Raw genomic sequence first — 25,825 nt, 5'->3', positions numbered from 1 at the left:
GCGTTGCGCCGCGCCCGAGACACGGGAGACGCAGGCATGACGAGCGCCGACGAGACCAGAAACACCTCCGCCAAGCGGGATCTGGACGAGCAGGCGCTGTTCTACCACCGCCATCCCAAGCCCGGGAAACTCGGCGTCCACGCCACCAAGCCCCTCGGCAACCAGCGCGACCTCGCGCTCGCCTACTCGCCGGGCGTCGCCGCGCCGTGCCTCGCCATCGCCGACGATCCGGCGGTCGCCGCCGACTTCACCAGCCGGGCGAACCTCGTGGCGGTGGTGTCCAACGGTTCGGCGGTGCTCGGGCTCGGCAATATCGGCCCGCTCGCGTCTAAGCCGGTGATGGAAGGCAAGGCGGTCCTGTTCAAGAAGTTCGCCGACATCGACGTCTTCGACATCGAGATCGACGCCACCAGCATCGATCGCATGGTGGACGTCGTCTCGGCGCTGGAGCCGACCTTCGGCGGCATCAACCTCGAGGACATCAAGGCGCCCGAGTGCTTCGAGGTGGAGGAGCAGCTCCGCGCCAAGATGGGCATTCCTGTCTTCCACGACGACCAGCACGGAACGGCGATCATCGTCGCTGCCGCGGTGCGCAACGCGCTGCTGCTCGCGGGCAAGCGCATCGAGGACGTGCGGATCGTCACCTCCGGTGCCGGGGCGGCCGCCCTCGCCTGCCTCAACCTCCTCGTGTCGCTCGGCGCTCGGGTCGAGAACATCACCTGCACGGACAAGGAAGGCGTCGTCTACGAGGGGCGCGAGAAGGGAATGGACCGCTGGATGGCGGTCTATGCCAAGAAGACCGAGGCGCGCACGCTCCCCGAGGTGATCGGTGGGGCCGACATCTTCCTAGGTCTCTCGGCCGGCGGGGTGCTCAAGCCCGAGCTTCTCGAATCGATGGCCGAGAAGCCGCTGGTGATGGCGCTCGCCAACCCGACGCCGGAGATCATGCCCGACCTCGCGCGCGAGGTGCGCCAGGACGCGATGATCTGCACCGGGCGCTCGGATTTCGCCAACCAGGTCAACAACGTCCTGTGCTTCCCCTACATCTTCCGCGGCGCGCTGGACTGCGGCGCGACGTCCATCAACGAGGAGATGAAGATCGCGGCGGTGGACGCGATCGCCGCGCTGGCGCGCGAGGAGGTGTCCGAGGTCGCGGCCAAGGCCTACGGATCCGAGACGCCGATCTTCGGGCCGGAATACCTGATCCCCTCGCCCTTCGACCCTCGGCTCATCCTGAAAATCGCCCCCGCCGTGGCGCGCGCGGCCGAGGCGACGGGCGTCGCGCTGCGACCGATCGCCGACTGGGACGCCTATCTCGACCGGCTGAACCGCTTCGTCTACCGCTCCGGCCTGGTGATGAAGCCGATCTTCGCCATCGCGCGGAACTCGGAGAAGCGGGTCATCTTCTCGGACGGCGAGGACGAGCGCGTCCTTCGCGCCGCGCAGGTCCTGATGGAGGACAAGGTCTGCCGGCCGATCCTGATCGGCCGCCCCAGCGTGATCCAGACGCGGCTCGAACGTTTCGGCCTGCGCATCCGCCCGCATCAGGATTTCGAGGTGGTGAACCCCGAGGACGATCCGCGCTACCGCGACTACGTGGACCACTACTTCTCCAAGGTCGGTCGTCGCGGCGTGAACCCGGATACGGCGCGCGCCTTGGTGCGCACCAACACGACGGTGATCGGCGCGGTCTCGGTTTCGCGCGGGGACGCCGACATCCTGATCTGCGGCCTCGCAGGCCGATTCTCGCGCCAGATCCGTGACATCCGCCAGATCATCGGCGTGGCGCCGGGCGTCGGACGTCTGTCGGGCCTCAGCCTCCTGATCTCGCAGAACGCCACGACCTTCTTCGCCGACACCTACGTGCAGGACAGCCCGACGGCCGAGAACCTGGCGGAGATCGCGCAGCTCGCGGCACGCATGATCCAGCGGTTCCGCATCCAGCCGCGCGCCGCGCTGCTGTCGCATTCGAACTTCGGCACGGCCGATACGCAGGACGCCCGCAAGCTGCGCGCCGCGCTCGCGCTGGTGCGCGAGGCGATGCCGAACCTCGAGATCGACGGCGAGATGCATGGCGACGCCGCGCTCTCGCGCGAGCTGCGTCAGCGGGTGATGCCCAACTCGACGCTGACCGAGGACGCCAACCTCCTGCTGTTTCCGACGCTGGACGCGGCCAACATCACGATGAACGTCGTGAAGTCGATGACCGACGCGCTGCATGTCGGGCCGATCCTCCTCGGCACCGCAAAGCCCGCGCATATCCTGACGCCGTCGGTGACCTCGCGCGGCGTGGTGAACATGGCCGCGATCGCGGTGGCCGAGGCGGTTCAGCGCGACGAGGAAGGCTGAGGCCGCCGGGCGCGGGTCGGCGCGCCGCCCTCAGGGGCGGCGGGCGGCCGCGCGCTCCGGCCCGATCAGCGGCAGGAGATCGGCGAGTTCGGGCCCGTGCTCCAGCCCCGTCAGCGCCAGCCGCAGCGGCATGAACAGCGACCGGCCCTTGCGGCCTGTCTCGGCCTTCGCGCGCTCCGTCCAGGTCTTCCACGTGGTTCGGTCCCAGGGGCCGGGCGGCAGGAGGTCGAAAGCGCGTCCTGCGAACGCGCGATCCTCGTCGCCGAGCGCCGGCGCGGCCGGCGGCGGTCCGAACACGACGTCACGCCATTCGGCGGCGTCGGCCACGCGCCCGCAATTGCGCCGCACCGCCAGCCAGAACGCTTCGGCCACGGCGTCGGGCACCCCGAGCGCGCGAAGCCTCTCGGCCGCCCGCTCGTAGGGCATGGCGTGCACGAGTTCGGCGTTGAGGCGCGCCAGCTCGGCCGGATCGAACTTCGAGCTCGATGCTGAGACGTGACGGAAATCGAGCCGCGCCTCTAAGGCATCAAGGTCGGGCATCGCCTCGATCGATCCCGACAGGCCCGTGAGCACTGCGAGCGAGGCCACCGCCATCGGCTCCAGCCCTTCGGCGCGCAGCGAGCGGAGCGACAGGGCGCCGCTGCGCTTGGACAGTCCCTCCCCGTCGATCGTGGTCAGGAGGTTGAAGTGCCCGAAGGCCGGCACGGCGTGCCCCAGCGTCTCGAACAGGGCGATCTGGACGCCGGTGTTGGTCACGTGGTCGTCGCCGCGCAGCACGTGGCTGACACGCATCTCGCCGTCGTCCACCACCGAGCAGAACGTATAGAGATAGGTGCCGTCCTCGCGTACCAGCACGGGATCGGACAGGGAGGCGAGGTCCACCGTCTGCCGGCCGCGCACGACGTCGTCCCAGTGCACCTCGGTCCGTTCCGGCCGGAACGGGTCGTCGGCGAAGTTCGGCAGGCGGAAGCGCCAGTGCGCGCGCAGACCGTCCGCCTCCAGGCGCGCGCGATCCTCCGCCGAGAGGCGTAGGGCCTCGCGGCCGTAGACCGGAGGCTGCCCACGCCCCATTCGGCGCTTGCGCATGCGCTCCAACTCGTCGGCGGTCTCGTAGCAGGCGTAGAGCAGGCCGCTGTCGCGCAGGAGGTCGGCCGCCGCGTCGTAGTGCGACAGGCGATCGGACTGGCGCGCCACGGCGTCGGGCCGGATGCCGATCCAGGCGAGATCCTCGGCAATGCCTTCCGCATATTCGGCCCGGGACCGCTCGCGGTCGGTGTCGTCGTAGCGAAGGAGGAACCGGCCGCCCTGCCGCCGGGCGAAGAGCCAGTTGAACAGCGCCGGCCGAAGGTTGCCGATATGGAGATAGCCGGTGGGCGACGGGGCGAAGCGAACGAGCACGGTCATGCGTCTGGCGATAGACCCCGGCGGCGCTCGTGGCAATCGAGGCTCAGTCGGCCTGACGGGCGTGCCAGCGGGACCAGAACGCCAGCATCGCCGCCCCGCACAGGCAGTAGATCCCCATCACCGCGATCTGCAACGGAAAGGAGACGCCGCGATCGATCAGGTAGCCGGTGACGCCGGGGCCCAGCGCGCTGCCGAAGACGATGGCCGAAAGGACCACCGAGCGGATCGCGCCCAGATGGCGCACACCGTAGAGCTCGGGCCAGAGCGCGCCGAAGAGCGTCGCGGCGAAGCCGTTGGAGATGCCGACGAGCCCCATGAACACGAAGATCGCCGCGGACGATTCGATCTGCGAGATCGCAAGGCACGCGAAGGTCAGCGGGAGGAGGAAGAACGGCAGGATGCGCACCGCCGTGTAGCGGTCGATCAGCCAGCCGCAGGTCAGCGCGCAGGCCGCCGTCGCCGTGGACATGAGCACGAAGCCCGAGGCGAACAGCTCCACCGGCCAACCGCGCAGATCGGCGAGGTAGATCTGGTGGAAGAAGATCGTCGTGACGATGAAGGACGGCGCCACCACGGCGGTGCACAGGAGGTAGAAGCTCGGCATGCGCACGACCTCGGCGAGCATGCGCTCGCGCACCGCCGGTCGGCGCAGATCGGGGGCCATGGTGCTCTGCGGGTCGCGCTCGCGGCGGACGAGGGCGTAGATCGCCGGAAGGCCCAGCACGACCAGGAACGCGGCGGAGGCGAACCAGCTTCCGCGCCAGCCCAGGAGACCGACCGTGGCCACGAAGATGAGCGGCAGCGTCGCCTCGCCGGCCTGATAGCCGATCGTGGCATAGGACACCGCCCGCCCGCGATTGGCGACGAACCAGCGCCCCACCGCCGTGAAGGCGGTCTGGGACATCATGCCCTGCCCGCAGAGGCGGAGGAGATACAGGGCCACCACTAGAACCGGAACGGAGGGGACCGTTGCCATGACGACACAGGCGGCAGCCAGCCCGACCACGGTCGCGCTCGCGACGCGGCGCGTCGGAAAGCGATCGATGGCCCGCCCGAGAAACGGCAGGGTGGCGGCGCTGGCGAGCGTCGCCAGCATGTAGAGGAGGCCGAACTCGCCGTGGCTGAGTTGCAGCTCGCGCCGGATCTCGCCGCCCGACAGCGAGATGAAGTAGGTCTGCCCGAACGACGAGCACAGGCACAGGAGGAACGCACCGCCGAGCCAGCGCGCGTTGGCGACGAGGAAACGCCCCGCGCCCTCGTGCCGAACGCTCACGACGCCCACTGCGGTGCGAAGGGCACCGGCCAGCCGAACAGGGCGGCGCCGCCGAGCCATGCGCCGAGGACCGCGGCCAGCGCCAGGAGGAAAAGCCCCGTCACGAGCTGACGCACGGCATGGCGACGATTCGGCTCCATGGCGGCGCCGAAGCTCATCGGCCGCGTGACGTCGCGCCATGCCGGAACGGGATCGCGCCGCTGCGCGCCGAGTTCGTGTCGCATCCGGCGCAGCGCCAGCGCGAAGCGCAAGAGAAACAGGATGCCCACGGCCAGCACCGCCGCCAGGACATCCGTCGGCGCGGGCGTCTCCATCGCATGCATTCGTCGAATTCCCCTCGCGCTCGCCACCGGGTCGAGCGCCTTTCGCCCTGTGAGCGAACCCCCATGCGTGACAGCACGACACGCCAACGCGCGCAACTCTGTGATGCGCGCTTGGCCCTTGCCTCCCCTTTGCAAATCGCGCATTCCGCCCGACATAGGGCGCGGGGAAACCTAGCATGACGACGCCTGCGGAGACCGCGTGTACGAAATCCTCTCTCTGATCGATCGGTTCGGCCCCGGCATCGTCTTCGCGGGGACGTTCTTCGAAGGTGAGGTCTTCGCCATCATCGGCGGCTTCCTCGCCTACCGCAATTCCTATTCGATCGAACTGATGGCGAGCCTGGCCTTCGTGGGCTCCTTCTGCGGCGACCTCGCGGTGTTCCTGTTCTCGCGCTACTTCTCCGACAGCCGGTGGGTGGTCCGCTGGAAGAAGAAGCCGAAGTTCGCCAAGGCCCTGCGGCTGGTGGACCGGTTCCAGGCCTATTTCGTGATCGTGAACCGCTACGTCTACGGCCTGCGCATGCCGGGGCTGATCGCGCTCGGCCTGTCCTCGATCACCGTTCCGCGATTCCTGATCCTGAACTTCATCGGCGCCGGCATCTGGGCCGGCCTGTTCACCACGATCGGCTACGTCTTCGGCTACTCGATCACCTCCGTGTTCCAGCGCCTGGAAATGATGGAGCACGGGGTGATGGTCGGTCTGGCCGTCGTCGTCGTGCTGCTGGCGCTGTTCTTCGCCTGGCAACAGGGCGGCTCGGTGGTGCGCGACAAGCTGTTCTCGCGCGGGCGCGACGAGGCGGACGCCGAGGCGCTGGAGCCGGCCCGCTCCCGCCGCCCGCCCGGCGCTGAGCGCAAGTCCGGCGATTGATCCGGGACACCGGGAATCGAAAAGGCCGGACGTTTCCGTCCGGCCCAACCATCCTTCCCTAGCTGCGAGCTCTCCCGCTCAGAAGCCGACCGCCTGCGGCGGGCAATAGGCGTCCTGCTCCTTCTTGATCCGCTCGGCGGTCAGGAAGGCGAGCTCCAGCGCCTGGTTGGCGTTGAGGCGCGGGTCGCAATGCGTGTGGTAGCGATCGGACAGATCCTCGGCGAGGACCGGCCGCGCGCCGCCCGTGCATTCGGTCACGTCCTTGCCGGTCATCTCGACATGGATGCCGCCCGCGTGCGTGCCCTCGGCGCGGTGAACGTCGAAGAAGGCTTCGACCTCCGACAGGATGCGGTCGAAGGGCCGGGTCTTGTAGTCGTTCACCGTGATCGTGTTGCCGTGCATCGGGTCGCACGACCAGACCACCTTGCGACCTTCCTTCTGGACCGCGCGGATCAGGCGGGGCAGATGCTCGCCCACCTTCTCGTGACCGAAGCGGGTGATGAGCGTCAGCCGGCCCGCCTCGTTCTGCGGGTTGAGGATGTCAATCAGGCGGATCAGCTCGTCGGCCTGGAGCGAAGGACCGCACTTGAGGCCGATCGGGTTCTTGATGCCCCGGCAGTATTCCACGTGCGCATTGTCCGGCTGGCGCGTGCGGTCGCCGATCCAGATCATGTGGCCCGAGGTGGCGTACCACTCGCCGCTGGTCGAATCGACGCGCGTCAGCGCCTCCTCGTAGCCCAGGAGCAGGGCTTCGTGGCTGGTGAAGAAATCGGTCTCGCGCAGCGAAGGATGGCTCTCGGAGTTGATGCCGATCGCCCGCATGAAGTTCATCGTCTCGGAGATGCGGTCGGCGAGCTGGCCGTATCGCTCCGCCTGCGGGCTGCCGGACACGAAGCCGAGCATCCACTGGTGGACGTTGTCGAGGTTGGCATAGCCACCCTGCGCGAAGGCGCGCAGGAGGTTCAGCGTCGCGGCCGACTGGCGGTAGGCCATCTCCTGCCGCTCGGGGCTCGGCACGCGCTGGCTCTCTTCGAACTCGATGCCGTTGATGATGTCGCCGCGGTAGGAAGGCAGCGTCACACCGTCCTTGGTCTCGTTGCCCGACGAGCGGGGCTTGGCGAACTGGCCGGCGATGCGCCCGACCTTCACCACCGGCGAGGACGCCGCGAAGGTGAGGACGACCGCCATCTGCAGGAAGGCGCGGAAGAAGTCGCGGATGTTGTCCGCGCCGTGCTCGGCGAAGCTCTCCGCGCAGTCGCCGCCCTGGAGCAGGAAGGAGCGGCCCTCGGCCACCTCGGCCAGCGCCCGCTTCAGCTTGCGGGCCTCGCCCGCGAAGACCAGCGGCGGAAAGGAGGCCAGGCGCTTCTCGGTTTCGCCCAGCGCCGCGAGGTCGGGATACGCCGGCACCTGCTCGATGGGCTTCGCGCGCCAGCTCGACGGGGTCCAATCCTTGGCCATGACATCTCCTCTACCGACCGTGGGCCCGGTTCCTGTTTCTCGTTCGGGCGAAAGGGCTCGGGCCGGCGAGACCGCCCGAGGGATCGGTGGCGGCTTAGTGACACGAACCTGGCCGTTTGTCACCAAAGGGTTGACGCCGGACGCGTTCAGCCCGCCGGCACGATCCGCGCGCCGCGCTCGGTCACGAGGCGGTCGAAGAGTTCGGCCTCTTCGGGCGCCAGCCGCACCGCGCGCGGATAACGCGGATCGGCCCGATCGGCGAGCACCGCGGTCTCGAACCCTTCGGTTTCCGCCACGAACCGAGCCACCCCCGTGTCGCCGTAGAGCGACCGGAACCCCTGCAGCACCGCGTCGAGATAGGACTGCAGGATAGTTGCCCCCGCCTCGGCGGCGTCGAGCGCGACCGGCGAAACCTCGTAGATGAACAGCGGGACATCGGCCACGGGCGAGGCCTCGACCCGCGCGTGGCACGGCATCACCACCCGGCGGGCGTAGCCCGCCTCCCGCTCGTCCACGGACGGCAGGTGGTCGGCCCGGTCGTAGACCACGACGCCGCGCGTCTCGAACCCTTCGTGCGGGCGCACGGACAGGAGCGCGGGCATGGGGGCCGCGCGCGGCATCCAGAACCGCCGCCACCCCGTGACCGAGGCGCGGCGTATGCCCAGGAACCGGGTGCGAAGGGTCGCCCGGTTGACCAGCGAGCCGTATCCGAAATAGGCGACCACCCGCCCCTCGGCGGCCAGCGCCGCCAGCTCCGGATCGTCTGCGTGGATCGCGGCGTCCGAGCCGGCCTCAGCCATCGACGCGCTTGCCCTCGCGCAGCCGGTAGCTCGGCTCGTACAGGGTGACGAGTTCCTCGGCCGCGCTCGGGTGGAGCGCCATGGTGCGGTCGAACACGTCCTTGGTCAGCCGCCCCTTCACGCAGACGCCGATCATCTGGACCGTCTCGGCCGCGTCCGGCCCGAAGATATGGGCACCGACGACCCGGCGCGAGCCCGCGTCGACCACGAGCTTCATCAGCGTGCGGTCCTCGCGGCCCGACACCGTGTTGCGCATCGGGCGGAAGGCGGTGCGGTAGATCTCGACCTCGGGGAAGGCCTCGGCCGCCTCGGCCTCCGTCATGCCGACCGTGCCGATCTCGGGGCGCGAGAACACAGCGGTCGGAATGTCGTCGAGGTCCGGCTCCGTCGGCCTGTCGCGATAGACCGTGTCGACGAAGCACATCGCCTCATGGATCGCCACCGGCGTGAGCTGCACGCGGTTGGTGATGTCGCCCAGCGCCCAGATGCTGTCCGCCGTGGTCCGCGAATAGGCATCGACCTTCACGGCGCCCTTGCGGTCGAGCTCGACGCCCGCCTTCTCGCAGCCGAGGTTCAGCGTGTTGGGCAACCGGCCAATGGCCAGCATCACCTCGTCGGCGTCCAGCGCCCCGCCGCTCTTCAGCCGCGCGCGGAAACGGTGCTCCGCCGTCTGCTCCACCGCCACGATCGTGTCCTCGCACAGGACGCGGATGCCCTTGCGGACCATCGATTCCTGAAGCGCGTCGCGCAGGTCGTCGTCGAAGCCCCGCAGGATCTTCTCGCCGCGATAGACCAGCGTGACCTCGGAGCCGAGGCCCGCGAAGATGTGGGCGAACTCGACGGCGATGTAGCCGCCGCCCAGGATAACGATGGACTGCGGCAGCCGCTCCAGATGGAAGGCCTCGTTCGACGTGATGCAGTGTTCGGCGCCCGGCAGGCCGTCGAAGGGGTCGGCGCGCCCGCCGGCGGCCAGGAGGATCCGCTCCGCCGTCACCACCGTGTCGGTGGCGATCAGCCGGACCTCGTGCGGCCCTTCCAGCACCGCACGCGTGTCCATGATCTGCGCGCCGGCGCCGGAGACGTTGCGCGCGTAGATCGCTTCGAGGCGGGCGATCTCGCGGTCCTTGGCGGCGATCAGCGCGGGCCAGTCGAAGCGGCTGTCGCCGACCGCCCAACCGAAGCCGGCCGCGTCCTCGAACTCCTCGGAGAACTGCGCGGCGTAGACCATGAGCTTCTTCGGCACGCAGCCGCGGATCACGCAGGTTCCGCCGAACCGGTATTCCTCGGCGATCGCGACCTTGTGGCCGAGCGCCGCCGTGCGACGGGCGGCGCGCACGCCGCCGGAGCCTCCGCCGATCACGAAGAGATCGAAATCGTACCCGCCAGACGCCATGATCGCTCCTGTTGCATGGAAAAAGGGCGGCCAGAGGCCGCCCCTTGCAGTCGGTTATAGGGCCCTGGTCGCGGCCGTCACTGCGTGGTGGAGGCGGTCGCCGGCGGGGCGAGCTTGGCGGCGCCGTTGATCGAGGCGCTGCGCAGGTCGCGCACGATACCGCTGGCCCAGACGTCGGCCGCCGACATCATCTCGCGCGAGGCGGTCGGCCCCTGCGACAGCAGCTTCTTGCCGGCCTCGGTCTGGTAGAACTGGCCGATCTCGCGCAGCTCCTGCTCGGTGAAGAGCTTAGCGTAGATGCGGGCGATCTCGCTCTCGAGGTCGCCGCGGCGCGGCGCCAGCTTGAGCGCCTCGTCGTCCACCATGTTGGAGATTTCCGACTGGAGGTTCGGGTTGTTGACGATCAGCTCGGCCTTGATCTGCGTCGCCGCGTTGAGAAGGATCGCGTCGAACTGCTCGGTCGTGTCGAGCGCGTCCACCGCCGTGCGAGCGGCCGAAAGATGCGAGGGGCTCACCTCCTGCGCGACGGCCGGAGCCACGGACAGGCCGAGCAGCGCGACGGAAACGCACAGTCCGCGGCGCAGTGTTTCGCTAGGAAGCTTCAAGTTCCCACTCCATTGGTCTCGATCGGGCTTTCGCGGCCCAAGTGCCAAACTCTGAAATTCACCGCAAGCCCCACGGGCCCTTTCGCATGGCCTCGTCAGTGCGGCGCGACGTGTTCGATCCCGTCCGGTCCCGCCAGGAGGGCGGCGCTCGCCAGCCCCAGGAAAAGCCCGTGCTCGACCACGCCCGGAATCGCATGAAGGGCGGCCGACAGCGCTTCTGGATCGGGAATACGGCCAAAAGATGCGTCCACGATGAGGTGTCCGCCGTCGGTGACGAACGGGCTCTCGCCGATCTTGCGCAGCGCGAGGCAGCCGGTCAGGCCGAGCAGGCTGCCCGCCTTCTCGATCGCGATGAGCGAGGCGACGATGCCGAAGCCGTTGACCTCGATCGGCAGCGGAAAGGCGCCCAGGCTCTCCACCCGCTTGGACGCGTCGGCGATCACCAGCATCCGCGCGGAAGCCGCCGCGACGATCTTCTCGCGCAGGAGCGCCCCGCCGCCGCCCTTCACGAGGCGCAGGCGCGAATCCAGCTCATCCGCACCGTCGACGGTGAGGTCGAGTTCGGGCACCTCCTCCAGGGTCGCCAGCGGCACGCCGAGGTCGCGGCATAGCGCGGCGGTGCGCTCGGAGGTCGGCACGCCGACGATCCGCAGACCCTCGCCGACGCGCACGGCGAGCGCTCGCACGAAGGCCTCGGCCGTGGAGCCCGTGCCGATGCCGAGGCGCATCCCCGTCTCCACCTCGGCGGCCGCCGCCTGCCCGACCTTTTCCTTCAACGAAGCCGCGTCCATGTCCCGCATCCCTTTCGAAAGCCTCGCACGCCTCTAGTCGATCCCGGCCGCGAGGCAAAGCGCCCGGGCTCGCGGAGCGACGCAACCCTTTGTTGGTGAATCGCCGCTTAACCTGTGGCCCGAATGCTCCAGCGCGGGGTGGAAGCGACGGCACCGGGCCAGCCCGGCCCGTTCGTCCCTCCGCTCCGCTTGACCCCGCACCAAGGCTCGCCAAAGTCCGCAACGATGAGTGCCACCCGCCCCGTTCCCCTCGCCCGTTCCGCCGCGATCCTCCAGGCTCGCGGACGCGTGGCGGTCCGCGAACGCCCCCTCGAAGGCGTGACGGTGGTGTTCGACCTCGACGGCACCCTTGTGGACACGGCGCCCGACCTGACCGGCGCGCTCAACCATTGCCTCCTCGCCGCAGACATCGCCGAGACGACGCTCGAAGCGGTGCGCCCGCAGGCCGGGCACGGCGCGCGCGCCATGCTCGCAGCGGCCTATGCGCGCGCCGGACGATCCGCGGACGAGGAGGAGCTTGCCGGCCAGACGCGGCGCTTCCTGGCGTTCTACTGCGAACACATCGCGGTCGCCTCGACGCCGTTCGCCGGCGCCGTGGAATCGCTGGACCGGATGGCCGAGGCGGGTGCGACCCTCGCCGTGTGCACCAACAAGACCGAGGCTCTGGCGGCGCGGCTGCTGCGCGAACTCGGCCTTGCCGCGCGCTTCGCCGCCGTGTGCGGCGCGGACACGTTCGTCGCGCGCAAGCCGGACCCCGCCCACCTCGCCGGCACGATCGCGCGAGCGGGCGGAAACGTCCACCGCGCCGTCATGGTGGGCGACACCGATACCGACATGGAGGCCGCGCTGCGGCTGGACGTCCCCTCGATCCTCGTCGGCTTCGGCTACGACGCCGACCGCGCGGCACGCCGCAAGGCGACGGCGATCGTCTCGCATTTCGACGAGATCGACGTCGCCTTCGTGGATCGCCTCGTCCGCTCGCGCTTGTCGGGCGAGGAGCGGATTGACGAGCCCCGGATTGCCCACTATAGGCAGTCTCGTTCGCAGACGGCACGAGCCGGCGCGACGGGCGATTAGCTCAGCGGGAGAGCACTGCATTCACACTGCAGGGGTCACTGGTTCAATCCCAGTATCGCCCACCATTCCCACCCTTCCATGACGGTACGACTAAACGGCGGAACGTATCCCGCCGTTCGGTTCGTTCGTGCCCGGCCTCAGCCCTCGCGCCAATCCGGCTCGACGGTCGGAATCGCCGCGAGATCGGCGGTCCAGGCGTTGTGCGAGGCGTCCGACGGGGCGCGCCAGTCGCCACGCGGCGAAAGGCTCCCACCGGCCGAGACCTTCGGGCCGTTGGGCATGGCGGTGCGCTTGAACTGGGCGGTCTGGAAGAATCGAACCAGGAACCTCTCCAGCCAATGGCGGATGGTGGCGAGGTCGTACTGATTCTTGGCAGCTTCCGGGAAGTTCGCCGGCCAGCGCCCGGCCGCCGCGTCGCGCCACGCATGCCATGCCAGGAAGGCCACCTTGGCGGGCGGCTGCCCGTAGCGCATCGTGTGGAACAGGAAGAAGTCGTTCAGCTCGTAGGGGCCGATCTTGGCCTGGGTGCTCTGGATCGCACCGCTGGCATCGGCCGGCACGAGCTCGGGTGAGATCTCGGTGGCGAGGATCGCCGACAGCATGCGCCCCGTGGCCTCGTCGAACTGCCCGCTCGCGACCGTCCAGCGGATCAGATACTGGATCAGCGTCTTCGGCACGCCGGCGTTGACGTTGTAGTGGCTCATCTGGTCGCCGACGCCGTAGGTGCACCAGCCGAGCGCCAGTTCGGACAGGTCGCCCGTGCCGATCACGAAGCCGTTGCGCTGGTTGGCGAGGCGGAACAGGAAGTCGGTGCGAAGGCCGGCCTGAACGTTCTCGAACGTGATGTCGTAGACCGGCTCGCCGCGCGAGAAGGCATGCCCCATGTCGGCCAGCATCTGCCGGGCGACGGGCCGGATGTCGATCTCGTCGGCCTCGATGCCGAGAGCACGCATCAGCGCCCAGGCGTTGGCCTTGGTCTCATCGCCCGTGGCGAAGCCCGGCATGGTGAAGCCGAGAATGGTGGTGCGCGGCAGCCCGAGCCAGTCGCAGGCCTTGGCGGCGACGATCAGCGCATGGGTCGAGTCGAGACCGCCCGACACGCCGATCACCATGCGGTCGCCCGGCGTCGATTCGAACCGTTTGACGAGCCCGTGCACCTGGATGTTGAAGGCCTCGTAGCAATCGGCGTTGAGGCGCTCGGGCGCGTTGGGCACATAGGGGAAGCGACGCACCGGACGGCGCAGCCCGAGATCGGCGAAACGCGGCGCGTGCCGGAACCGGACGCGGCGGAACGCCTGCTCAGGGTGACCGTCGAAGGCCGCCGCGTCGTTGAAGGTCGGCGTGCGCATCCGCTCCAGCCTCAGGCGCTGAAGGTCGACGTCGGCGACGGTAAGCTGCGGCTCGCGGGCGAAACGCTCGGACTCCACCAGAAGGTCGCCCATCTCGTAGATCACCGCCTGCCCGTCCCAGGACAGGTCGTTGGTGCTCTCACCCGCCCCGGCCGCGGAATACATGTAGGCCGCCATGCAGCGCATGGCGTGCGCGGCGGTGAGCACGTGCCGGTCGGCCGACTTGCCGACCACGATGGGCGAGGCGGACAGGTTGCACAGGAGAAGCGCACCGGCCAGTGCGCCCCGGATGGAGGGCGGGTTCGGCGCCCAGTAATCCTCGCAGATCTCGATGTGGAAGACGAAGTCGCGAAGATCCTCGGCCTCGAACACGAGGTCCGTGCCGAAGGGAACGACCTCGCCCGCGATCGCGAGATCCTCGCCGACGATGCCGTGGCCCGAGGCGAACCATCGCTTCTCGTAGTATTCTCGGTAGTTCGGCAGGAAGATCTTGGGCACGACGCCGAGGATGCGCCCGCGCGCGATCGCCAGGGCGCAGTTGTAGAGCCGCCCGTTGCGCCGGATCGGCGCGCCCACGAGGAGCACCGTGGACAGGTCTGCGCTCGCCTCGCGCAGGCGCCCGACGGCCTCCTCCACCCGATCGAGCAGCGCATCCTGCAGGTGCAGGTCGTCGATCGCGTAGGACGAGATCGACAGTTCGGGAAACACCAGGAGGTCGACCCCCTCGCCTGCCGCGCGCCGGGCCTCGGCAAGGATGGACTCGGCGTTGGCCGCCGGATCCGCCACGTGGACGCGCGGCGTCGACACGGCGACGCGGACGAAACCGTGCGTGTGGAGCGAGGCGAAACGGCGGGCGCGTTCGTCCATGCTGGTCGAGGGCAAGGCCAAGATCGTCTCCGGGTCAGCGGGGCCGCGAAGGGCGCGCGCGGCCTCTTCGGAGGAGCTTAAGTCCGATTCGGGCGCGCCGTTCCACCCATGTGGTGGCCGAGCGCGCCGCGACCGCCGACGCTCAAGCGTCGATATAGGGGGCGGGTTCGGGCTGCGGCAGCCGCCGGAACGCGGCGAGACGTTCCAGAGCCTTGGCGCGGGAGGACGCAAGGTGACGGGCGAGGCCGTCCTGTGCCGCTGCCGTCCGGCCGAGCCGCAGGGCCTCGATCACCTCGAGATGCTCGTCCATGAAGCGGTCGAGCGCCGCCGTCGCGCCGAGCGCGCGCTGGACGTGCTTGCCCGACAGCATCACCATCCGGCTGCGGCGGAGTGCCTCGCCGATCTCCGGGTTGGTCGCGAAGTCGAGGCAGTGCACATGAAGGTCCGTTTCCAGCCGGTCCAGCGTGGCGGCGTCGAGATCTGGCCACGCCGCCCCCGCCTCGCGGTGTCCCGCCGCGACCGCGGCAAGAAGATCCGGCGGGATGCGCGGGGCCGCCTGGCCGAGCGCCACCGGCTCCAGCAGGATGCGCAGCTCGTAGAACTGGTCGATCCGCTCCGGGCCGAGCGGCACCACCGTCCAGCGCGAGTTGTCGCCCTTGTCGATCAGGCCTGCGCCCTGCGCCCGGACGAGCACGTCGCGCGCGACGCTCCGGCCGACGTCGAGATGACGCGACAGGGCCAGTTCGCTGACGCGAAAGGCGCCCCGAAGCGAATGGAGGATGAGCTCCCGCTCGACGCGGTAGTAGAGCGCGTCCGCCGTCCGTTCGTGGATCGACCCGAGCGCACCGGCGGACAGGCCGAGCATCGCCGGCGTGACGGCCGCGCGATTCGGCGCGCAATCGCCTACGACGAGGCCGCGCCCGTCGAACCGCCGTACCAGCCCGTCCGCCTCCAATTGCGCCAGCGCCTGCCGGATCGGCGAGCGGCTGGCGCCGAAGAGGCGTGCCAGCGGCACTTCGGACAGGACGAGGCCGGGCGGAAGCCGGCCCGCATCCACCGCGCCGCGCAGAAGTGCTGCGATGCGCTCGTAGGTCGGCCGCCGGTCGCCCGCCTCCCCCTGCGGCGCGGCGCTCAGGTGATCGCGCCGAGCTGCCAGGGCACGAACTCGTTGTCGCCGTAGTCGTAGATCTCGCTCTGCGTGCGCTTCCCCGAAGCCACCGCGAGAATGGTCTCGAACATGCGGGTGCCCGATTCCTTGATCGTCTCCTCGCCGGTGACGATGCCGCCGCAGTTCACGTCCATGTCGTCGCTCATGTGCTCGTACATGGCGTTGTTGGTCGCCACCTTGATCGTCGGCACCGGCTTCCAACCCGAGACCGAGCCGCGACCGGTGGTGAACACGAGCATGTTGCAGCCGCCGGCGATCTGGCCGGTCACCGCCACCGGATCGTAGCCCGGCGTGTCCATGAACACGAAGCCCGTCCGGTCGATCGGCTCGGCATACTCGTAGACCGCCTCGAGCGGCATCGAACCGCCCTTGGCCACGGCGCCGAGCGACTTCTCCAGGATGGTGGTCAGGCCACCCGCCTTGTTGCCGTGTGAGGGGTTGTTGTTGAGCTCAGCCCCGTGCCGGGCGGTGTAGTCACGCCACCAGTCGATACGATCCATCAGCTTCTGCGCCACGGCCGGCGTGGTGGCACGGCGCGTCAGGAGATGCTCGGCGCCGTAGATCTCCGGGGTCTCCGCGAGGCAGGCGGTTCCGCCGTTGCGAACCAGGAGGTCGGACGCGAAGCCCAGCGCGGGATTGGCCGAGATGCCGGAATACCCGTCGGACCCGCCGCATTCGAGCGCGAGCTTGAGCTTGGACAGCGGCTGCTCCGTGCGCTCCGCCGCATTGATGGCCGGCAGCATCTCGTTGATGATCGCGCTCGCCTCCTCGACCGTCCGCCGCGTTCCGCCGAGCTGCTGAATCGTCATGGTGCGCAGGAGCGGCCCTTCCTCCAGCCCGTACTTCTCGGTGATGAAGGAGATCTGGTTGGTCTCGCAGCCGAGCCCGATCATCAGGATGCCGCCGAAGTTCGGGTTGCGGGCATAGCCGCTCAGCGTGCGCGCAAGATAGGTGTAGCCCTCGGTCTTCAGGTTGATGGCGCAGCCCTGGCCATGCGTCAGCGCCACCACGCCGTCGACGTTGGGAAAGCCGTCCAACCCGCCCTTGCGGTTGAAGTGATCGGCGATGGCGCGCGAAACGGTCGCCGAGCAGTTCACCGACGAGACGATGCCGATGTAGTTGCGCGTGCCGACCTGGCCGTCGGCCCGGGCATAGCCCTGGAAGGTGCGGCGCTCGGCCTCGGGCAGCAGCGGCGTGGGGCGGCCTTCGGCGGCGAAGTCGTGATGGACCTCGCTGTCCAGCATGCCGAGATTGTGGAGATGCACATGGTCGCCGGGCGCGATCGGCTTCGTCGCGTAGCCGATCACCTGCCCGTATTTCAGGACCCGTCCGCCTTCCGCCACCGCATCGATCGCCACCTTATGGCCGCTCGGGATCTCGGCCGCAGCCCGGATTTCGCCGATTCCCACCGGCTCGCCGGCGGCGATGGTGCGGCGCGCGACCACGACGTTGTCGCTTTCGTTCAGGCGGATGGTGGGCGAGACGTCGAGGACAGCCGACATGGGACGGTTCCGGCAATTGGAATGGTTATTGTCGGCAATGAACATTTTTGGCTGTGCGGCGTCAAGTCGAACCGGCGACGCGCTCGCATGCGCCGAGGTCCGCGCGTGGAATACGCGCGCGACAAGGAGAGGTAGAGGTCGATCAGCTTGAAGAGGTGGCCGGCATGTCGAACGGCGCCCTCGCGACGCGCTGCGTGGCGAGGATCGCATGCACATTCGATGCTTGGCGAGTGGTCGGAGCGAGAGGATTCGAACCTCCGACCCCCTGAACCCCATTCAGGTGCGCTACCAGGCTGCGCTACGCTCCGACGAGAGCTTCCCTAATCAATGCGCGCCCGCGATGCAAGCGCGAAGGCGGCCCGGCGGCCTTCAGCGTACCTGATCGAGGAGCCGCTTGAGTTCCAGAAGCTCCAGGATCACGCCGTTGAGCCGGTCCACCCCGTCGCGCGAGAGGCCGGCCCCTGCGGAACTGCCATGGGCGTCGCGGTCCCGGCGCAGGAGATTGGACAGGCCGCCGCGCCGCTGCTCGGGCACCGGCTGGTCCTCGCCGTCCGCCTCGATGTCCTCGGCGTCGTCCGCCACGGACTCGGGGTCGGTGCGCTGCGCGCGGCCGGCCTGAAGGCGGTCGAGACCCGACAGATCGCCTGCGCCGATCGCCATCACGGCCCGGTGGCCGCTTTCCTTCAAGATTCGCTGAACCCCGCGAATCGTGAAGCCGCGCACGTAGAGGAGATAGCGGATGCCCTTCAGCAGCTCGACGTCGTCCGGCCGGTAGTACCGCCGCCCGCCGCCGCGCTTCATCGGCTTGATCTGGGGAAAGCGCGTTTCCCAGAAACGCAGGACGTGGGCGGGAAGGTCGAGCTCTTCCGCCGCCTCGCTGATGGTGCGGAACGCGTTGGCGCTTTTCTCGGTCATCACAGGTCCGAGGCCGTCACTCGGCCGCCTTCAGGGCCGGCCGGTCGGCCGCGACGCGCGCCTCGTGGGCCGCCAGGATGCGGTCCTTCATCACGTTGGACGGCTTGAACACGGCGACACGACGCGGAGAGATCGGGACCTCCTCGCCGGTCTTCGGGTTGCGCCCCACGCGCTCGTTCTTGCTGCGAACCAGGAAGGAGCCGAAGGACGAAACCTTCACCGCCTCGCCTCGGGCGATGGTGGTGCAGATCTCTTCCAGGATCGACTCGACCAGATATGCCGATTCGGACCGGGAAAGCCCGATCTTGCGGAAAACCGCCTCGGCGAGATCAGCCCGCGTGACCGTCCTGTCTCCCATTCGAAACCCCTGCTGAAACCGAACCGGAACCCCCGCCCCGAGCCGTGAAGCGCCTCGGCTAGCCATCGGAAAATACCGAAAAGACAGGGTGAATCAAGCGCGCGCGTCACCAGCGGACGACGACGGCGCCCCATGTGAAGCCGCCGCCCATCGCCTCGAGGAGCACGAGATTCCCGGCCGAAATCCGCCCGTCGCGGACCGCATGGTCGATGGCGAGAGGAATCGACGCGGCCGACGTGTTGCCGTGGCGGTCGACGGTGACCACCACCTTCTCGATCGGGATGCCGAGCTTCTTGGCCGAGGCCTCGATGATGCGCCGGTTCGCCTGATGCGGGACGAACCAGTCGATGTCCGTCGGCGAAAGCGAGAGGGCGTCGAGCGAGTCCTCGACCACGTCGGTGATCATGCCGACCGCGTGCTTGAAGACCTCGCGCCCCTCCATCCGCAACTGACCGACCGTGCCGGTGGAGGACGGGCCCCCGTCCACGAAGAGCTTGTCGCCGTGCGATCCATCGGCGCGAAGGCGCGAGATCAGGACGCCCGGACCGCTGCCCTCGCCCTCCTGGCGCTCCAGCACCAGCGCGCCCGCCCCGTCGCCGAACAGGACGCAGGTGGTGCGGTCCGTCCAGTCGATGATGCGGCTGAAGGTTTCGGCGCCGATCACCAGCGCGCGGCGGGCCATGCCCGCCTTGAGGTAGAGGTCGGCCGTGGTGAGCGCGTAGACGAAGCCGCTGCACACGGCCTGCACGTCGAAGGCGAAGCCCTTGGTGATGCCGAGCCGGCGCTGGATCTGGGTCGAGGACGCCGGGAAGGTGTTGTCGGGCGTCGCCGTCGCCAGGATCACGAGGTCGATGTCCTCCGGCCCGAGGCCTGCGGCGTCCAGCGCGCGGCGCGCCGCCGCCTCGCCGAGCGAGACGGTGGTCTCGCCCTCCCCGGCGATGTGGCGCTGGCGGATGCCGGTGCGCTGCTGGATCCACTCGTCGCTGGTGTCGATCCGCGCTTCGAGGTCCTGATTGGTGACGACCTGGGCGGGGAGCGCCGAGCCCGTGCCCCGCACCACGGAGCGGAACATCGTCATGGCATCACCTCCTGTGCGGGACCGGCACCGTCCGGCCCCGGCGGCTGCGACACTTCGCTGGCATAGACCCGCCCGAGGTCGCTCTCGATCTTGGCCAGAAGCCCGTTGGCCGCCATCGCGTAGGCCACGTCGATCGCCGCCGCCGTGCCTTCCGCGTCGGAGCCGCCATGGCTCTTGATGACGACGCCGTTGAGCCCGAGGAACACGCCGCCGTTGACCTTGCGCGGGTCCATCTTGTCGCGCAGACGGTCGAAGGCGCTCTTGGCGAGAATGTAGCCGAGCTTGGCCAGCCAGGTGCGCGTCATGGCGGCGCGCAGATAGGACGCGATCTGGCGAGCCGTGCCCTCGGCGGTCTTCAGCGCGATGTTGCCGGTGAAACCCTCGGTGACCACCACGTCGACCGTGCCCTTGCCGAGGTCGGTGCCTTCCACGAAGCCGCGATAGTCGAGCCCGTCGATGGGCGTCTCCTTCATCAGGCGCCCCGCCTCGCGGATGTCCTCCTGCCCCTTCACTTCCTCGACACCGATGTTGAGGAGGCCGACCGTCGGCCGCTCGATCTGGAACAGCGCGCGCGACATGGCCGCGCCCATCACCGAGAAGTCGATGAGCTGCTGTGAGTCGGCGCCGATCGTCGCGCCGACGTCGAGCACGATGCTCTCGCCGCGAAGGGTGGGCCAGATGGCCGCGATCGCGGGCCGCTCGATGTTGGCCATGGTGCGAAGGCAGAACTTGGCCATCGCCATCAGCGCGCCGGTGTTGCCGGCTGATACGGCCACGTCCGCCTCGCCGGTCTTCACCGCCTCGATCGCCTTCCACATGGACGATTTGTAGCGGCCCTGGCGCAGCGCCTGCGAGGGCTTGTCGTCCATGCGGATCGACACGTCGCAATGGTGGAACACGGACCGTTCGCGAAGCTTCGGCATCGCGTCGAGCACCGGACGCACCGCGTCTTCCTGGCCGAACAGCACGAAGCGCATGTCGGGATGGCGTTCGAGCGCCGTCTGCGCGCCAGCGAGCACGACGGTGGGACCATGGTCGCCGCCCATCGCGTCCAGTGCGATCGTTATGGTCGTTTTCGACAACAAGGATAACCTGCCTTAGATCGATGCGTCGCCTGCCCGGGCGGACAGGCGGACCTCAGCCACCGGACGCCTTGAGGCGCCCCAGCGCGGCGAAGGGCGAGACCTTTCCGCCGGATGGATCGGGATCGGTGTCGAGTTCCGAAAACTCGACACCCGGAGCCCTTGGATAAGGGTCGAGCGAAAGACCCACAAGCTCCTCCAGAAGCGGCCCGAGATCGATCGTGTCGCCGCGGAACGTCTCGGGGATGTCGGCACCCTCCGGATCGAGGTGCAGCTCGCCGTCGCCCTCCGGCTGGATCCGCGCGAGCTTGGAGGTTTCCGGCACGAACACGAGATCCACCGGCTCGTCCACCACCGCGTGCACGGGCTCCAGCGTCACGACGCAGGCCTGCGCGAGCGCGCCGGTGATGCGCCCTTCCACCGCGATCCCGTCGCGCTTCCAGCGCCGGACCAGGAGGTCCGCCTCCAGCGCATCGACGGCGAGGATGCCGAGTCGCTCGGCCACCGCCGCGCGCTCGGCCGGCGTCGTCTTGAAGCGGACGGGCATGCCTGCCTGCGGAAGGCGGGCGACGTGGACCGGCAGGCTCAGCGGCGCCGCGTTCTCGGCTTTGTTCATGCGACCTCCGTCGTCGGCGGCTCGAGGAGACGGCCCGCCAGGACGTCGTCCGTGGCGAGGGCGTCGTAGCGAGCCTGCTGCGTCATCATATGGTGCGCCAGAGCCGGCGCCGCATCGGGTCGGCCCCCGACGGCCTCCGTCAGGACGGTTCGCGCCAACGCGTCCGCCAGGGCGTCGGCGTTCCGGGCCGCGAGCGGCGGCTCGCAGTCGCGCACCCGCGTATAGAAGCGGGCGGCGAAGCGGCGCATGCGCTTGGGAACGGCGAGATAGCTGATGCCGATCTCCCGCATGGAATGGTCCAGATCGGTCATGAACCGGTCCACGAGGTCCTGCGACAGATCCTTCAGGCGCGGCTCGCCGGCGCAGCGGCGCAGGAGCACGATCATCTCAAGGGAAAGCGACTCGAACCGCCCCTCCACCGTGTCGGGCAGGCCGCCCTGCACGAAACGCGCGGGGTCGCGGGCCGCGGCGACGACCTGATCCCAAAGACGGTCGACGATCTCCCGGTTTCGACGATCGCGCCGCAGACGGGCCAGAATTCCCACGTCGTCCTCCAGGTTTGGCAGGTGGGGTTCGCACGCATGCGGCCGGATTGCAACGGTTGGCAAGGTGCTTTACCAAGTCGCCACCTTCGGGGCGGCGGCAGTGCCTCACTTTCCGACCATTCCCCGCCTACGGAACGCAAAACCGATTCCCTCGGGAGGAGTAGCATCCGCGTGATCGAGATCCATCGCCCGTTGCGCCGCGTGGTCCTGGCGACCAGCGTCGGCGCCATGATCGCCCTGGCCGGATGCCAGACCTCGCAGGTCTACAATCAGGGCTACATCGTGGACGAGCAGGCGCTCGCGCAGGTGCCGGTCGGCTCCAGCCGCGACCAGGTCCTCCTGGCGCTCGGTTCGCCGTCCACCACCGCCACCTTCGACAACGAGGTGTTCTACTACATCTCGCAGAAGCGGGTCCGGCCCGTGGCCTTCATGAAACCGCGCCTCGTCGAACAGCGCATCCTGGCGGTCTACTTCGGGCCCGACAACACGGTGCGCCAGATCGCCAACTACGGCCTGCAGGACGGCAAGGTCTTCGACTTCATCTCGCGCACCACGCCCACTGGCGGACGCGACACGAGCTTCCTCGGCTCGATCCTGTCGGACGAGGGTCCGGGCACGGGCAACATCCTCGATTCGATGGGCCGCTCCAGCGGCCTCAACTCCGGGCGCTGAGGCCGGAACACGAAAAAGGCCGGCATCGCCGGCCTTTTTTCTTGGAGCACGTCAGCCGGCGACCGTCCGGCGGTCAGTCCTTTTCCTTCGGGTCCTGCCCCCGTCCCTCGCCCCGCGAGCGGCGGGCGACGCGGTCGAGCACGGCGTTCACGAGGCGCGCCTCGTCCTCGTCGTAGAAGGCCTTGGCGATGTCGACATACTCGCTGACGATCACCGCGACCGGCACGTCCTTGCGCGCGGTCACCTCGTAGGTCCCGGCGCGCAGGATGGCGCGCAGCGTGGTGTCGAGGCGCGCCAGCGGCCAGTCGGTGGTCAGCGAGGAATGGATCAGCGGGTCGATGAAGGTCTGGCCGCGCACCACGCCGGACACGATATCGCGGAACCAGGCGGCATCCGCCTCTCGATAGGTCTCGCCGTCGACCTCCTGGCCAAGGCGGAAGGTCTCGTATTCGGCGACGGTCTCCAGGAGGCCGGTGCCGCCGACATCCATCTGGTAGAGCGCCTGGACGGCGGCGAGGCGGGCGGCGCCGCGCTTGTTGGCCGGGCGGAACGTGCGGAGGGCAGCTTCGGCCATGTCAGGCTCCGAGACGCTTGCGCATGGCGATCATGGCGAGCGCGGCGGCCGCAGCGTCGCCGCCCTTGTTCTTGCGGTCCGTCATCGCCCGCTCCAGTGCCTGTTCCTCGTTCTCGACCGTCAGAATGCCGTTGCCGATCGCAAGCCCCTCGTGAACCGAGAGATCCATCAGCGCGCGGCAGGATTCGTTGGCGACGATGTCGAAATGATAGGTCTCGCCCCGGATCACGCAACCCAGCGCGATGAAACCGTCGTAGTCGGTCCCGCCCTCGTCCGCTCCCGTCAGCGCGAAGCCGACCACGGCTGGGATCTCCAGCGCGCCCGGCACCGTCACCACGTCGTAGGTCGCGCCCGCCGCATCGAGATGGGCCTTGGCGCCCGCCAACTGGTGGTCCGCGATGTGGTCGTAGAACCGGGCCTCGATGATGAGCAGATGCGGAGCGGACATGGCAACTTTCCAGAGCGGGACGAAACGCGCGACGGCGACGCGCCGGGCGCCGGGTCACGCGATGCAAGCGAGCGGGAACTTGGGGCGCGGCCGGCCTTCCGAACTACTCGGCCTGTCCGGGCCCGAACAGACGCTCCGCATAGCGCGCAATCTGATCGACCTCAAGGTTCACGTCGTCGCCCGCCTGCTTTTCGCCCCACGTCGTCACTTCCAGCGAATGGCGGATCAGGAGCACGTCGAACCGGTGGCCGGCGACGCCGTTCACCGTCAGCGACGTCCCGTCGAGGCAGACCGAGCCCTTGGGGGCCACGAAGCGCGACAGGGCGGGCGGCGCCTCGAGGGTGAAGCGCACCGCCTCGCCCTCCTCCGCCCGCGCCACGATGCGAGCCTGGCCGTCGACGTGGCCGGACACGAGGTGCCCGCCCAGTTCGTCGCCGACCCGGAGCGCGCGCTCCAGGTTGAGGCGCGAGCCCTCGGCCCAGCGCGACGCCGTGGTGAGGCGCAACGCCTCCTCCCAGGCCTCGACCTCGAACCAGCGCTGGTTCGCGCCGGCCTCGGGCAGCCGGGTCACGGTCAGGCAGACGCCGGAACAGGCGATGGACGCGCCGATCGCGATGCCGGCGGGCTCGTAGGCCGTCTCGATACGGAAACGGCGGCCGGCGTCCAGCGTCTCAGACGAGGCGATGCGGCCGACATCGGTCACGATTCCGGTGAACATGCGTCGTCCCTTTCCCATTCGGTCCAAACATCCGCGCCGAACCGCTCGCGACGCCCGAGCCGGAAGCCGCGCGGCGCGAGCACGCCCTCCGGCGCGGCGATGCCGAGGTCTCCGACCACCGCGGCCGAGCGGACGAGCACGATACGATCCACGAGCCCGGCCCATAGAAACGCGTTGGCGAGCGCCGGCCCGCCCTCCACCATCAGGCTCTGGACCCCGACCGACGGCATGAAGCGCAGCAACGCCCGCAGGTCGTCCGCGTCGTAGCCTTCCAGCGGCACGAGGCCACAGCCGGCGCGCCGATAGGGCACGGCGGCCGCGTCGGCGGCGCGCGTGGTGGCGATCAGCGTCGGCACGTCGACCGCCGTGCGCACGAGGCGGCTGCCGAGCGGAAGACGAAGCTGCGGGTCCACTACGATGCGGATCGGGGAGCGCGCCTCGAGCCCGGGCAAGCGGCATGTCAGCATCGGGTCGTCGGCGAGCGCCGTTCCGACGCCCACCATGATCGCGTCCATGCCGGCGCGCATCAGGTGGACCTGGCGGTTGGCCACCGCGCCGCTGATGCCCACCCGCTCGGGGCCGGGTCGCCCGACCGCCCCGTCGGCCGAAACGGCCATCTTGAGCGTCACGTGCGGGCGGCCGCGACGAAGGCGCGAGAGGAATCCCTCGAACGGACGGCCGGAACCGCCGGCCTCGAAGAGTTCGCGCACGACGATGCCGGCCTTGCGGAGGATGGCGATGCCGCGCCCGTCGACGCGGGGGTCGGGATCCGCCGCGCCGATCACCACCCGCGCCACGCCCGCCGCGGCCAGCGCGTCGGCGCAAGGGCCCGTCCGCCCGTGGTGGGCGCAGGGCTCCAGCGTCACGTAGGCGGTGGCGCCGCGCGCGGCGGCGCCGGCGTCCTCCAGCGCGACACGCTCGGAATGGGGGCGCCCGGTGATCGCCGTCACCCCGCGCCCGACGATGCGCGCGTCCCCGCCCTCCCCCTGGACCAGCAGCGTGCCGACCGAAGGGTTCTCCGCCGTCAGCCCGACATGGCGCAGCGACAGGCGACGTGCGGCGGCCATGAAGCGCCGGTCGTCGGCGTCCTGCCGTTGGAATGAATCAGCCACGGTCTTCCGTTGCGGTTTCCGGCGCGGCGGTGAGTTCCGCGATCACGGACTCGAAGTCGCGCGCCTCGCGGAAGTCGCGATACACGGAGGCGAAGCGAACGAATGCCACGTCGTCGAAGCCGCGCAGCGCCTCCATCACCAGCCGTCCGATCGCATCCGAGGGAACATCGGACTCGCCGGTGGATTCGAGCTGGCGCACGATGCCGGAGATCATGCGCTCCACCCGCTCCTCCTCCACCGGCCGCTTGCGCAGCGCGGTGTGGATCGAGCGCGCGAGCTTGTCCCGCTCGAACGGAACGCGCCGGCCGGACTTCTTGACCACCATCAGGTCGCGGAGTTGGACGCGCTCGAAGGTCGTGAACCGCCCGCTGCAGTCGGGGCAGACGCGCCGGCGCCGGATCGCCCCGCCATCCTCGGCGGGGCGCGAATCCTTCACCTGGCTGTCCGGCGACCCGCAGAAGGGGCAACGCATGGACCGGG

The 25,825-nt window shown here is 69.3% G+C and carries 26 protein-coding genes and 2 tRNA genes; 5 read left to right on the top strand and 23 right to left on the bottom strand.

Annotation, left to right across the window (positions count from 1 at the left end; genetic code table 11):
- Positions 1 to 36: 36 nt before the first annotated feature.
- Positions 37 to 2,349, top strand: a complete 2,313-nt coding sequence (locus tag D3218_RS02240) for an NADP-dependent malic enzyme (RefSeq protein WP_119538245.1) — start codon at positions 37 to 39, stop codon at positions 2,347 to 2,349.
- Between the two features lie 30 nt (positions 2,350 to 2,379).
- Here D3218_RS02240 and gltX read toward each other — a convergent pair whose 3' ends face one another.
- The 3 genes from gltX to D3218_RS02225 are packed head-to-tail and all read right to left on the bottom strand — an operon-like array spanning position 2,380 to position 5,340.
- Positions 2,380 to 3,753: a glutamate--tRNA ligase gene (gene gltX / locus D3218_RS02235; protein ID WP_119538244.1), complete on the bottom strand. Its 1,374-nt coding sequence runs from the start codon at positions 3,751 to 3,753 to the stop codon at positions 2,380 to 2,382.
- Positions 3,754 to 3,796: 43 nt separating this feature from the next.
- Positions 3,797 to 5,026: an MFS transporter gene (locus tag D3218_RS02230; RefSeq protein ID WP_245414885.1), complete on the bottom strand. Its 1,230-nt coding sequence runs from the start codon at positions 5,024 to 5,026 to the stop codon at positions 3,797 to 3,799.
- Positions 5,023 to 5,340, bottom strand: coding sequence for a hypothetical protein (locus tag D3218_RS02225; RefSeq protein WP_136625043.1), 318 nt, complete (start codon positions 5,338 to 5,340; stop codon positions 5,023 to 5,025). The genes D3218_RS02230 and D3218_RS02225 overlap by 4 nt, the downstream gene beginning before the upstream one ends.
- 208 nt (positions 5,341 to 5,548) lie before the next feature.
- Here D3218_RS02225 and D3218_RS02220 point away from each other — a divergent pair, with 208 nt between their 5' ends.
- Positions 5,549 to 6,217 (top strand): DedA family protein, encoded by a 669-nt coding sequence (locus tag D3218_RS02220; RefSeq protein ID WP_119538241.1) that lies wholly within the window; start codon positions 5,549 to 5,551, stop codon positions 6,215 to 6,217.
- A 78-nt stretch (positions 6,218 to 6,295) separates the two neighbouring features.
- Here the strand turns inward: D3218_RS02220 and D3218_RS02215 are convergent, their stop codons facing one another.
- The 5 genes from D3218_RS02215 to rpiA form a co-directional block, all read right to left on the bottom strand.
- Complete coding sequence (locus D3218_RS02215; protein ID WP_119538240.1) at positions 6,296 to 7,675, bottom strand: class II 3-deoxy-7-phosphoheptulonate synthase; 1,380 nt, start codon at positions 7,673 to 7,675, stop codon at positions 6,296 to 6,298.
- 146 nt (positions 7,676 to 7,821) lie between these two features.
- Positions 7,822 to 8,475, bottom strand: a complete 654-nt coding sequence (locus D3218_RS02210; protein WP_119538239.1) for a gamma-glutamylcyclotransferase family protein — start codon at positions 8,473 to 8,475, stop codon at positions 7,822 to 7,824.
- Positions 8,468 to 9,868 carry a glutathione-disulfide reductase gene (gor, locus tag D3218_RS02205; protein ID WP_119538238.1) on the bottom strand — a complete coding sequence of 467 codons (1,401 nt, stop codon included), beginning with the start codon at positions 9,866 to 9,868 and terminating at the stop codon, positions 8,468 to 8,470. The genes D3218_RS02210 and gor overlap by 8 nt, the downstream gene beginning before the upstream one ends.
- 77 nt (positions 9,869 to 9,945) lie before the next feature.
- Entirely contained in the window at positions 9,946 to 10,473 is a 528-nt protein-coding gene (locus tag D3218_RS02200; protein ID WP_119538237.1) for a DUF2059 domain-containing protein, read from the bottom strand.
- A 95-nt stretch (positions 10,474 to 10,568) separates the two neighbouring features.
- Entirely contained in the window at positions 10,569 to 11,264 is a 696-nt protein-coding gene (gene rpiA, locus D3218_RS02195) for a ribose-5-phosphate isomerase RpiA (protein WP_119538482.1), read from the bottom strand.
- A 225-nt stretch (positions 11,265 to 11,489) separates the two neighbouring features.
- Between rpiA and D3218_RS02190 the strand changes: the two genes are divergently transcribed.
- Together D3218_RS02190 and D3218_RS02185 are read left to right on the top strand one after the other, a co-directional pair.
- Positions 11,490 to 12,341 (top strand): HAD hydrolase-like protein, encoded by an 852-nt coding sequence (locus D3218_RS02190; RefSeq protein ID WP_119538236.1) that lies wholly within the window; start codon positions 11,490 to 11,492, stop codon positions 12,339 to 12,341.
- Positions 12,332 to 12,406, top strand: a tRNA-Val gene (locus tag D3218_RS02185). The genes D3218_RS02190 and D3218_RS02185 overlap by 10 nt, the downstream gene beginning before the upstream one ends.
- Positions 12,407 to 12,478: 72 nt before the next feature.
- On the opposite strand, the gene D3218_RS02180 is transcribed toward D3218_RS02185, so the two are convergent.
- The 10 genes from D3218_RS02180 to D3218_RS02135 form a co-directional block, all read right to left on the bottom strand.
- The gene (locus tag D3218_RS02180) at positions 12,479 to 14,557 is read right to left on the bottom strand and encodes an NAD(+) synthase (RefSeq protein ID WP_119538235.1); all 2,079 of its coding nucleotides are present in this window, start codon (positions 14,555 to 14,557) and stop codon (positions 12,479 to 12,481) included.
- Positions 14,558 to 14,699: 142 nt separating this feature from the next.
- Positions 14,700 to 15,692 (bottom strand): GntR family transcriptional regulator, encoded by a 993-nt coding sequence (locus tag D3218_RS02175; RefSeq protein WP_425359282.1) that lies wholly within the window; start codon positions 15,690 to 15,692, stop codon positions 14,700 to 14,702.
- Entirely contained in the window at positions 15,689 to 17,227 is a 1,539-nt protein-coding gene (locus D3218_RS02170) for a UxaA family hydrolase (RefSeq protein WP_119538234.1), read from the bottom strand. The genes D3218_RS02175 and D3218_RS02170 overlap by 4 nt, the downstream gene beginning before the upstream one ends.
- 231 nt (positions 17,228 to 17,458) lie before the next feature.
- Positions 17,459 to 17,535 (bottom strand) — tRNA-Pro (locus D3218_RS02165).
- Between the two features lie 61 nt (positions 17,536 to 17,596).
- Positions 17,597 to 18,142 (bottom strand): MerR family transcriptional regulator, encoded by a 546-nt coding sequence (locus tag D3218_RS02160; protein ID WP_119538233.1) that lies wholly within the window; start codon positions 18,140 to 18,142, stop codon positions 17,597 to 17,599.
- A 16-nt stretch (positions 18,143 to 18,158) separates the two neighbouring features.
- Complete coding sequence (locus D3218_RS02155; protein WP_119538232.1) at positions 18,159 to 18,500, bottom strand: integration host factor subunit alpha; 342 nt, start codon at positions 18,498 to 18,500, stop codon at positions 18,159 to 18,161.
- 106 nt (positions 18,501 to 18,606) lie between these two features.
- Positions 18,607 to 19,572 carry a beta-ketoacyl-ACP synthase III gene (locus D3218_RS02150; protein WP_119538480.1) on the bottom strand — a complete coding sequence of 322 codons (966 nt, stop codon included), beginning with the start codon at positions 19,570 to 19,572 and terminating at the stop codon, positions 18,607 to 18,609.
- A 2-nt stretch (positions 19,573 to 19,574) separates the two neighbouring features.
- On the bottom strand, positions 19,575 to 20,663 hold the full coding sequence (plsX, locus tag D3218_RS02145) for a phosphate acyltransferase PlsX (protein WP_119538231.1): 1,089 nt from the start codon (positions 20,661 to 20,663) through the stop codon (positions 19,575 to 19,577).
- Between the two features lie 52 nt (positions 20,664 to 20,715).
- Positions 20,716 to 21,276 carry a YceD family protein gene (locus D3218_RS02140; RefSeq protein WP_119538230.1) on the bottom strand — a complete coding sequence of 187 codons (561 nt, stop codon included), beginning with the start codon at positions 21,274 to 21,276 and terminating at the stop codon, positions 20,716 to 20,718.
- Positions 21,273 to 21,821, bottom strand: coding sequence for a ubiquinol-cytochrome C chaperone family protein (locus D3218_RS02135; protein WP_168990390.1), 549 nt, complete (start codon positions 21,819 to 21,821; stop codon positions 21,273 to 21,275). Before D3218_RS02135 ends, D3218_RS02140 begins: the two co-directional genes overlap by 4 nt.
- A gap of 228 nt (positions 21,822 to 22,049) precedes the next feature.
- Between D3218_RS02135 and D3218_RS02130 the strand changes: the two genes are divergently transcribed.
- The gene (locus D3218_RS02130) at positions 22,050 to 22,493 is read left to right on the top strand and encodes an outer membrane protein assembly factor BamE (protein WP_210209628.1); all 444 of its coding nucleotides are present in this window, start codon (positions 22,050 to 22,052) and stop codon (positions 22,491 to 22,493) included.
- A 73-nt stretch (positions 22,494 to 22,566) separates the two neighbouring features.
- On the opposite strand, the gene nusB is transcribed toward D3218_RS02130, so the two are convergent.
- The 5 genes from nusB to nrdR form a co-directional block, all read right to left on the bottom strand.
- The gene (gene nusB / locus D3218_RS02125) at positions 22,567 to 23,067 is read right to left on the bottom strand and encodes a transcription antitermination factor NusB (protein WP_119538229.1); all 501 of its coding nucleotides are present in this window, start codon (positions 23,065 to 23,067) and stop codon (positions 22,567 to 22,569) included.
- Position 23,068: 1 nt separating this feature from the next.
- Positions 23,069 to 23,515, bottom strand: coding sequence for a 6,7-dimethyl-8-ribityllumazine synthase (locus D3218_RS02120; protein ID WP_119538228.1), 447 nt, complete (start codon positions 23,513 to 23,515; stop codon positions 23,069 to 23,071).
- A gap of 103 nt (positions 23,516 to 23,618) precedes the next feature.
- The gene (locus tag D3218_RS02115; protein ID WP_119538227.1) at positions 23,619 to 24,233 is read right to left on the bottom strand and encodes a riboflavin synthase; all 615 of its coding nucleotides are present in this window, start codon (positions 24,231 to 24,233) and stop codon (positions 23,619 to 23,621) included.
- Positions 24,215 to 25,345 (bottom strand): bifunctional diaminohydroxyphosphoribosylaminopyrimidine deaminase/5-amino-6-(5-phosphoribosylamino)uracil reductase RibD, encoded by a 1,131-nt coding sequence (ribD, locus tag D3218_RS02110; RefSeq protein ID WP_280959953.1) that lies wholly within the window; start codon positions 25,343 to 25,345, stop codon positions 24,215 to 24,217. The genes D3218_RS02115 and ribD overlap by 19 nt, the downstream gene beginning before the upstream one ends.
- Entirely contained in the window at positions 25,338 to 25,817 is a 480-nt protein-coding gene (gene nrdR, locus D3218_RS02105; protein WP_119538226.1) for a transcriptional regulator NrdR, read from the bottom strand. Before nrdR ends, ribD begins: the two co-directional genes overlap by 8 nt.
- Positions 25,818 to 25,825 lie beyond the last annotated feature (8 nt).

Origin of the sequence: Aureimonas flava (genome assembly GCF_003583935.1) — a bacterium.
Classification (GTDB): Bacteria; Pseudomonadota; Alphaproteobacteria; order Rhizobiales; family Rhizobiaceae; genus Aureimonas; species Aureimonas flava.
Note: the sequence above shows the minus strand (reverse complement) of the source record. Positions and strands in the feature narration are given on the sequence as shown.

Excerpts from the sequence above, each read along its gene's own strand:
- D3218_RS02240 (WP_119538245.1), top strand. The coding sequence starts at position 37 with ATGACGAGCGCCGACGAGACCAGAAACACCTCCGCCAAGCGGGATCTG.
- gltX (WP_119538244.1), bottom strand. The coding sequence starts at position 3,753 with ATGACCGTGCTCGTTCGCTTCGCCCCGTCGCCCACCGGCTATCTCCAT.
- D3218_RS02225 (WP_136625043.1), bottom strand. The coding sequence starts at position 5,340 with ATGGAGACGCCCGCGCCGACGGATGTCCTGGCGGCGGTGCTGGCCGTG.
- D3218_RS02215 (WP_119538240.1), bottom strand. The coding sequence starts at position 7,675 with ATGGCCAAGGATTGGACCCCGTCGAGCTGGCGCGCGAAGCCCATCGAG.
- D3218_RS02210 (WP_119538239.1), bottom strand. The coding sequence starts at position 8,475 with ATGGCTGAGGCCGGCTCGGACGCCGCGATCCACGCAGACGATCCGGAG.
- gor (WP_119538238.1), bottom strand. The coding sequence starts at position 9,868 with ATGGCGTCTGGCGGGTACGATTTCGATCTCTTCGTGATCGGCGGAGGC.
- rpiA (WP_119538482.1), bottom strand. The coding sequence starts at position 11,264 with ATGGACGCGGCTTCGTTGAAGGAAAAGGTCGGGCAGGCGGCGGCCGCC.
- D3218_RS02190 (WP_119538236.1), top strand. The coding sequence starts at position 11,490 with ATGAGTGCCACCCGCCCCGTTCCCCTCGCCCGTTCCGCCGCGATCCTC.
- D3218_RS02180 (WP_119538235.1), bottom strand. The coding sequence starts at position 14,557 with ATGGACGAACGCGCCCGCCGTTTCGCCTCGCTCCACACGCACGGTTTC.
- D3218_RS02170 (WP_119538234.1), bottom strand. The coding sequence starts at position 17,227 with ATGTCGGCTGTCCTCGACGTCTCGCCCACCATCCGCCTGAACGAAAGC.
- D3218_RS02160 (WP_119538233.1), bottom strand. The coding sequence starts at position 18,142 with ATGACCGAGAAAAGCGCCAACGCGTTCCGCACCATCAGCGAGGCGGCG.
- D3218_RS02155 (WP_119538232.1), bottom strand. The coding sequence starts at position 18,500 with ATGGGAGACAGGACGGTCACGCGGGCTGATCTCGCCGAGGCGGTTTTC.
- D3218_RS02150 (WP_119538480.1), bottom strand. The coding sequence starts at position 19,572 with ATGTTCCGCTCCGTGGTGCGGGGCACGGGCTCGGCGCTCCCCGCCCAG.
- D3218_RS02140 (WP_119538230.1), bottom strand. The coding sequence starts at position 21,276 with ATGAACAAAGCCGAGAACGCGGCGCCGCTGAGCCTGCCGGTCCACGTC.
- D3218_RS02130 (WP_210209628.1), top strand. The coding sequence starts at position 22,050 with ATGATCGCCCTGGCCGGATGCCAGACCTCGCAGGTCTACAATCAGGGC.
- nusB (WP_119538229.1), bottom strand. The coding sequence starts at position 23,067 with ATGGCCGAAGCTGCCCTCCGCACGTTCCGCCCGGCCAACAAGCGCGGC.
- D3218_RS02120 (WP_119538228.1), bottom strand. The coding sequence starts at position 23,515 with ATGTCCGCTCCGCATCTGCTCATCATCGAGGCCCGGTTCTACGACCAC.
- D3218_RS02115 (WP_119538227.1), bottom strand. The coding sequence starts at position 24,233 with ATGTTCACCGGAATCGTGACCGATGTCGGCCGCATCGCCTCGTCTGAG.
- nrdR (WP_119538226.1), bottom strand. The coding sequence starts at position 25,817 with ATGCGTTGCCCCTTCTGCGGGTCGCCGGACAGCCAGGTGAAGGATTCG.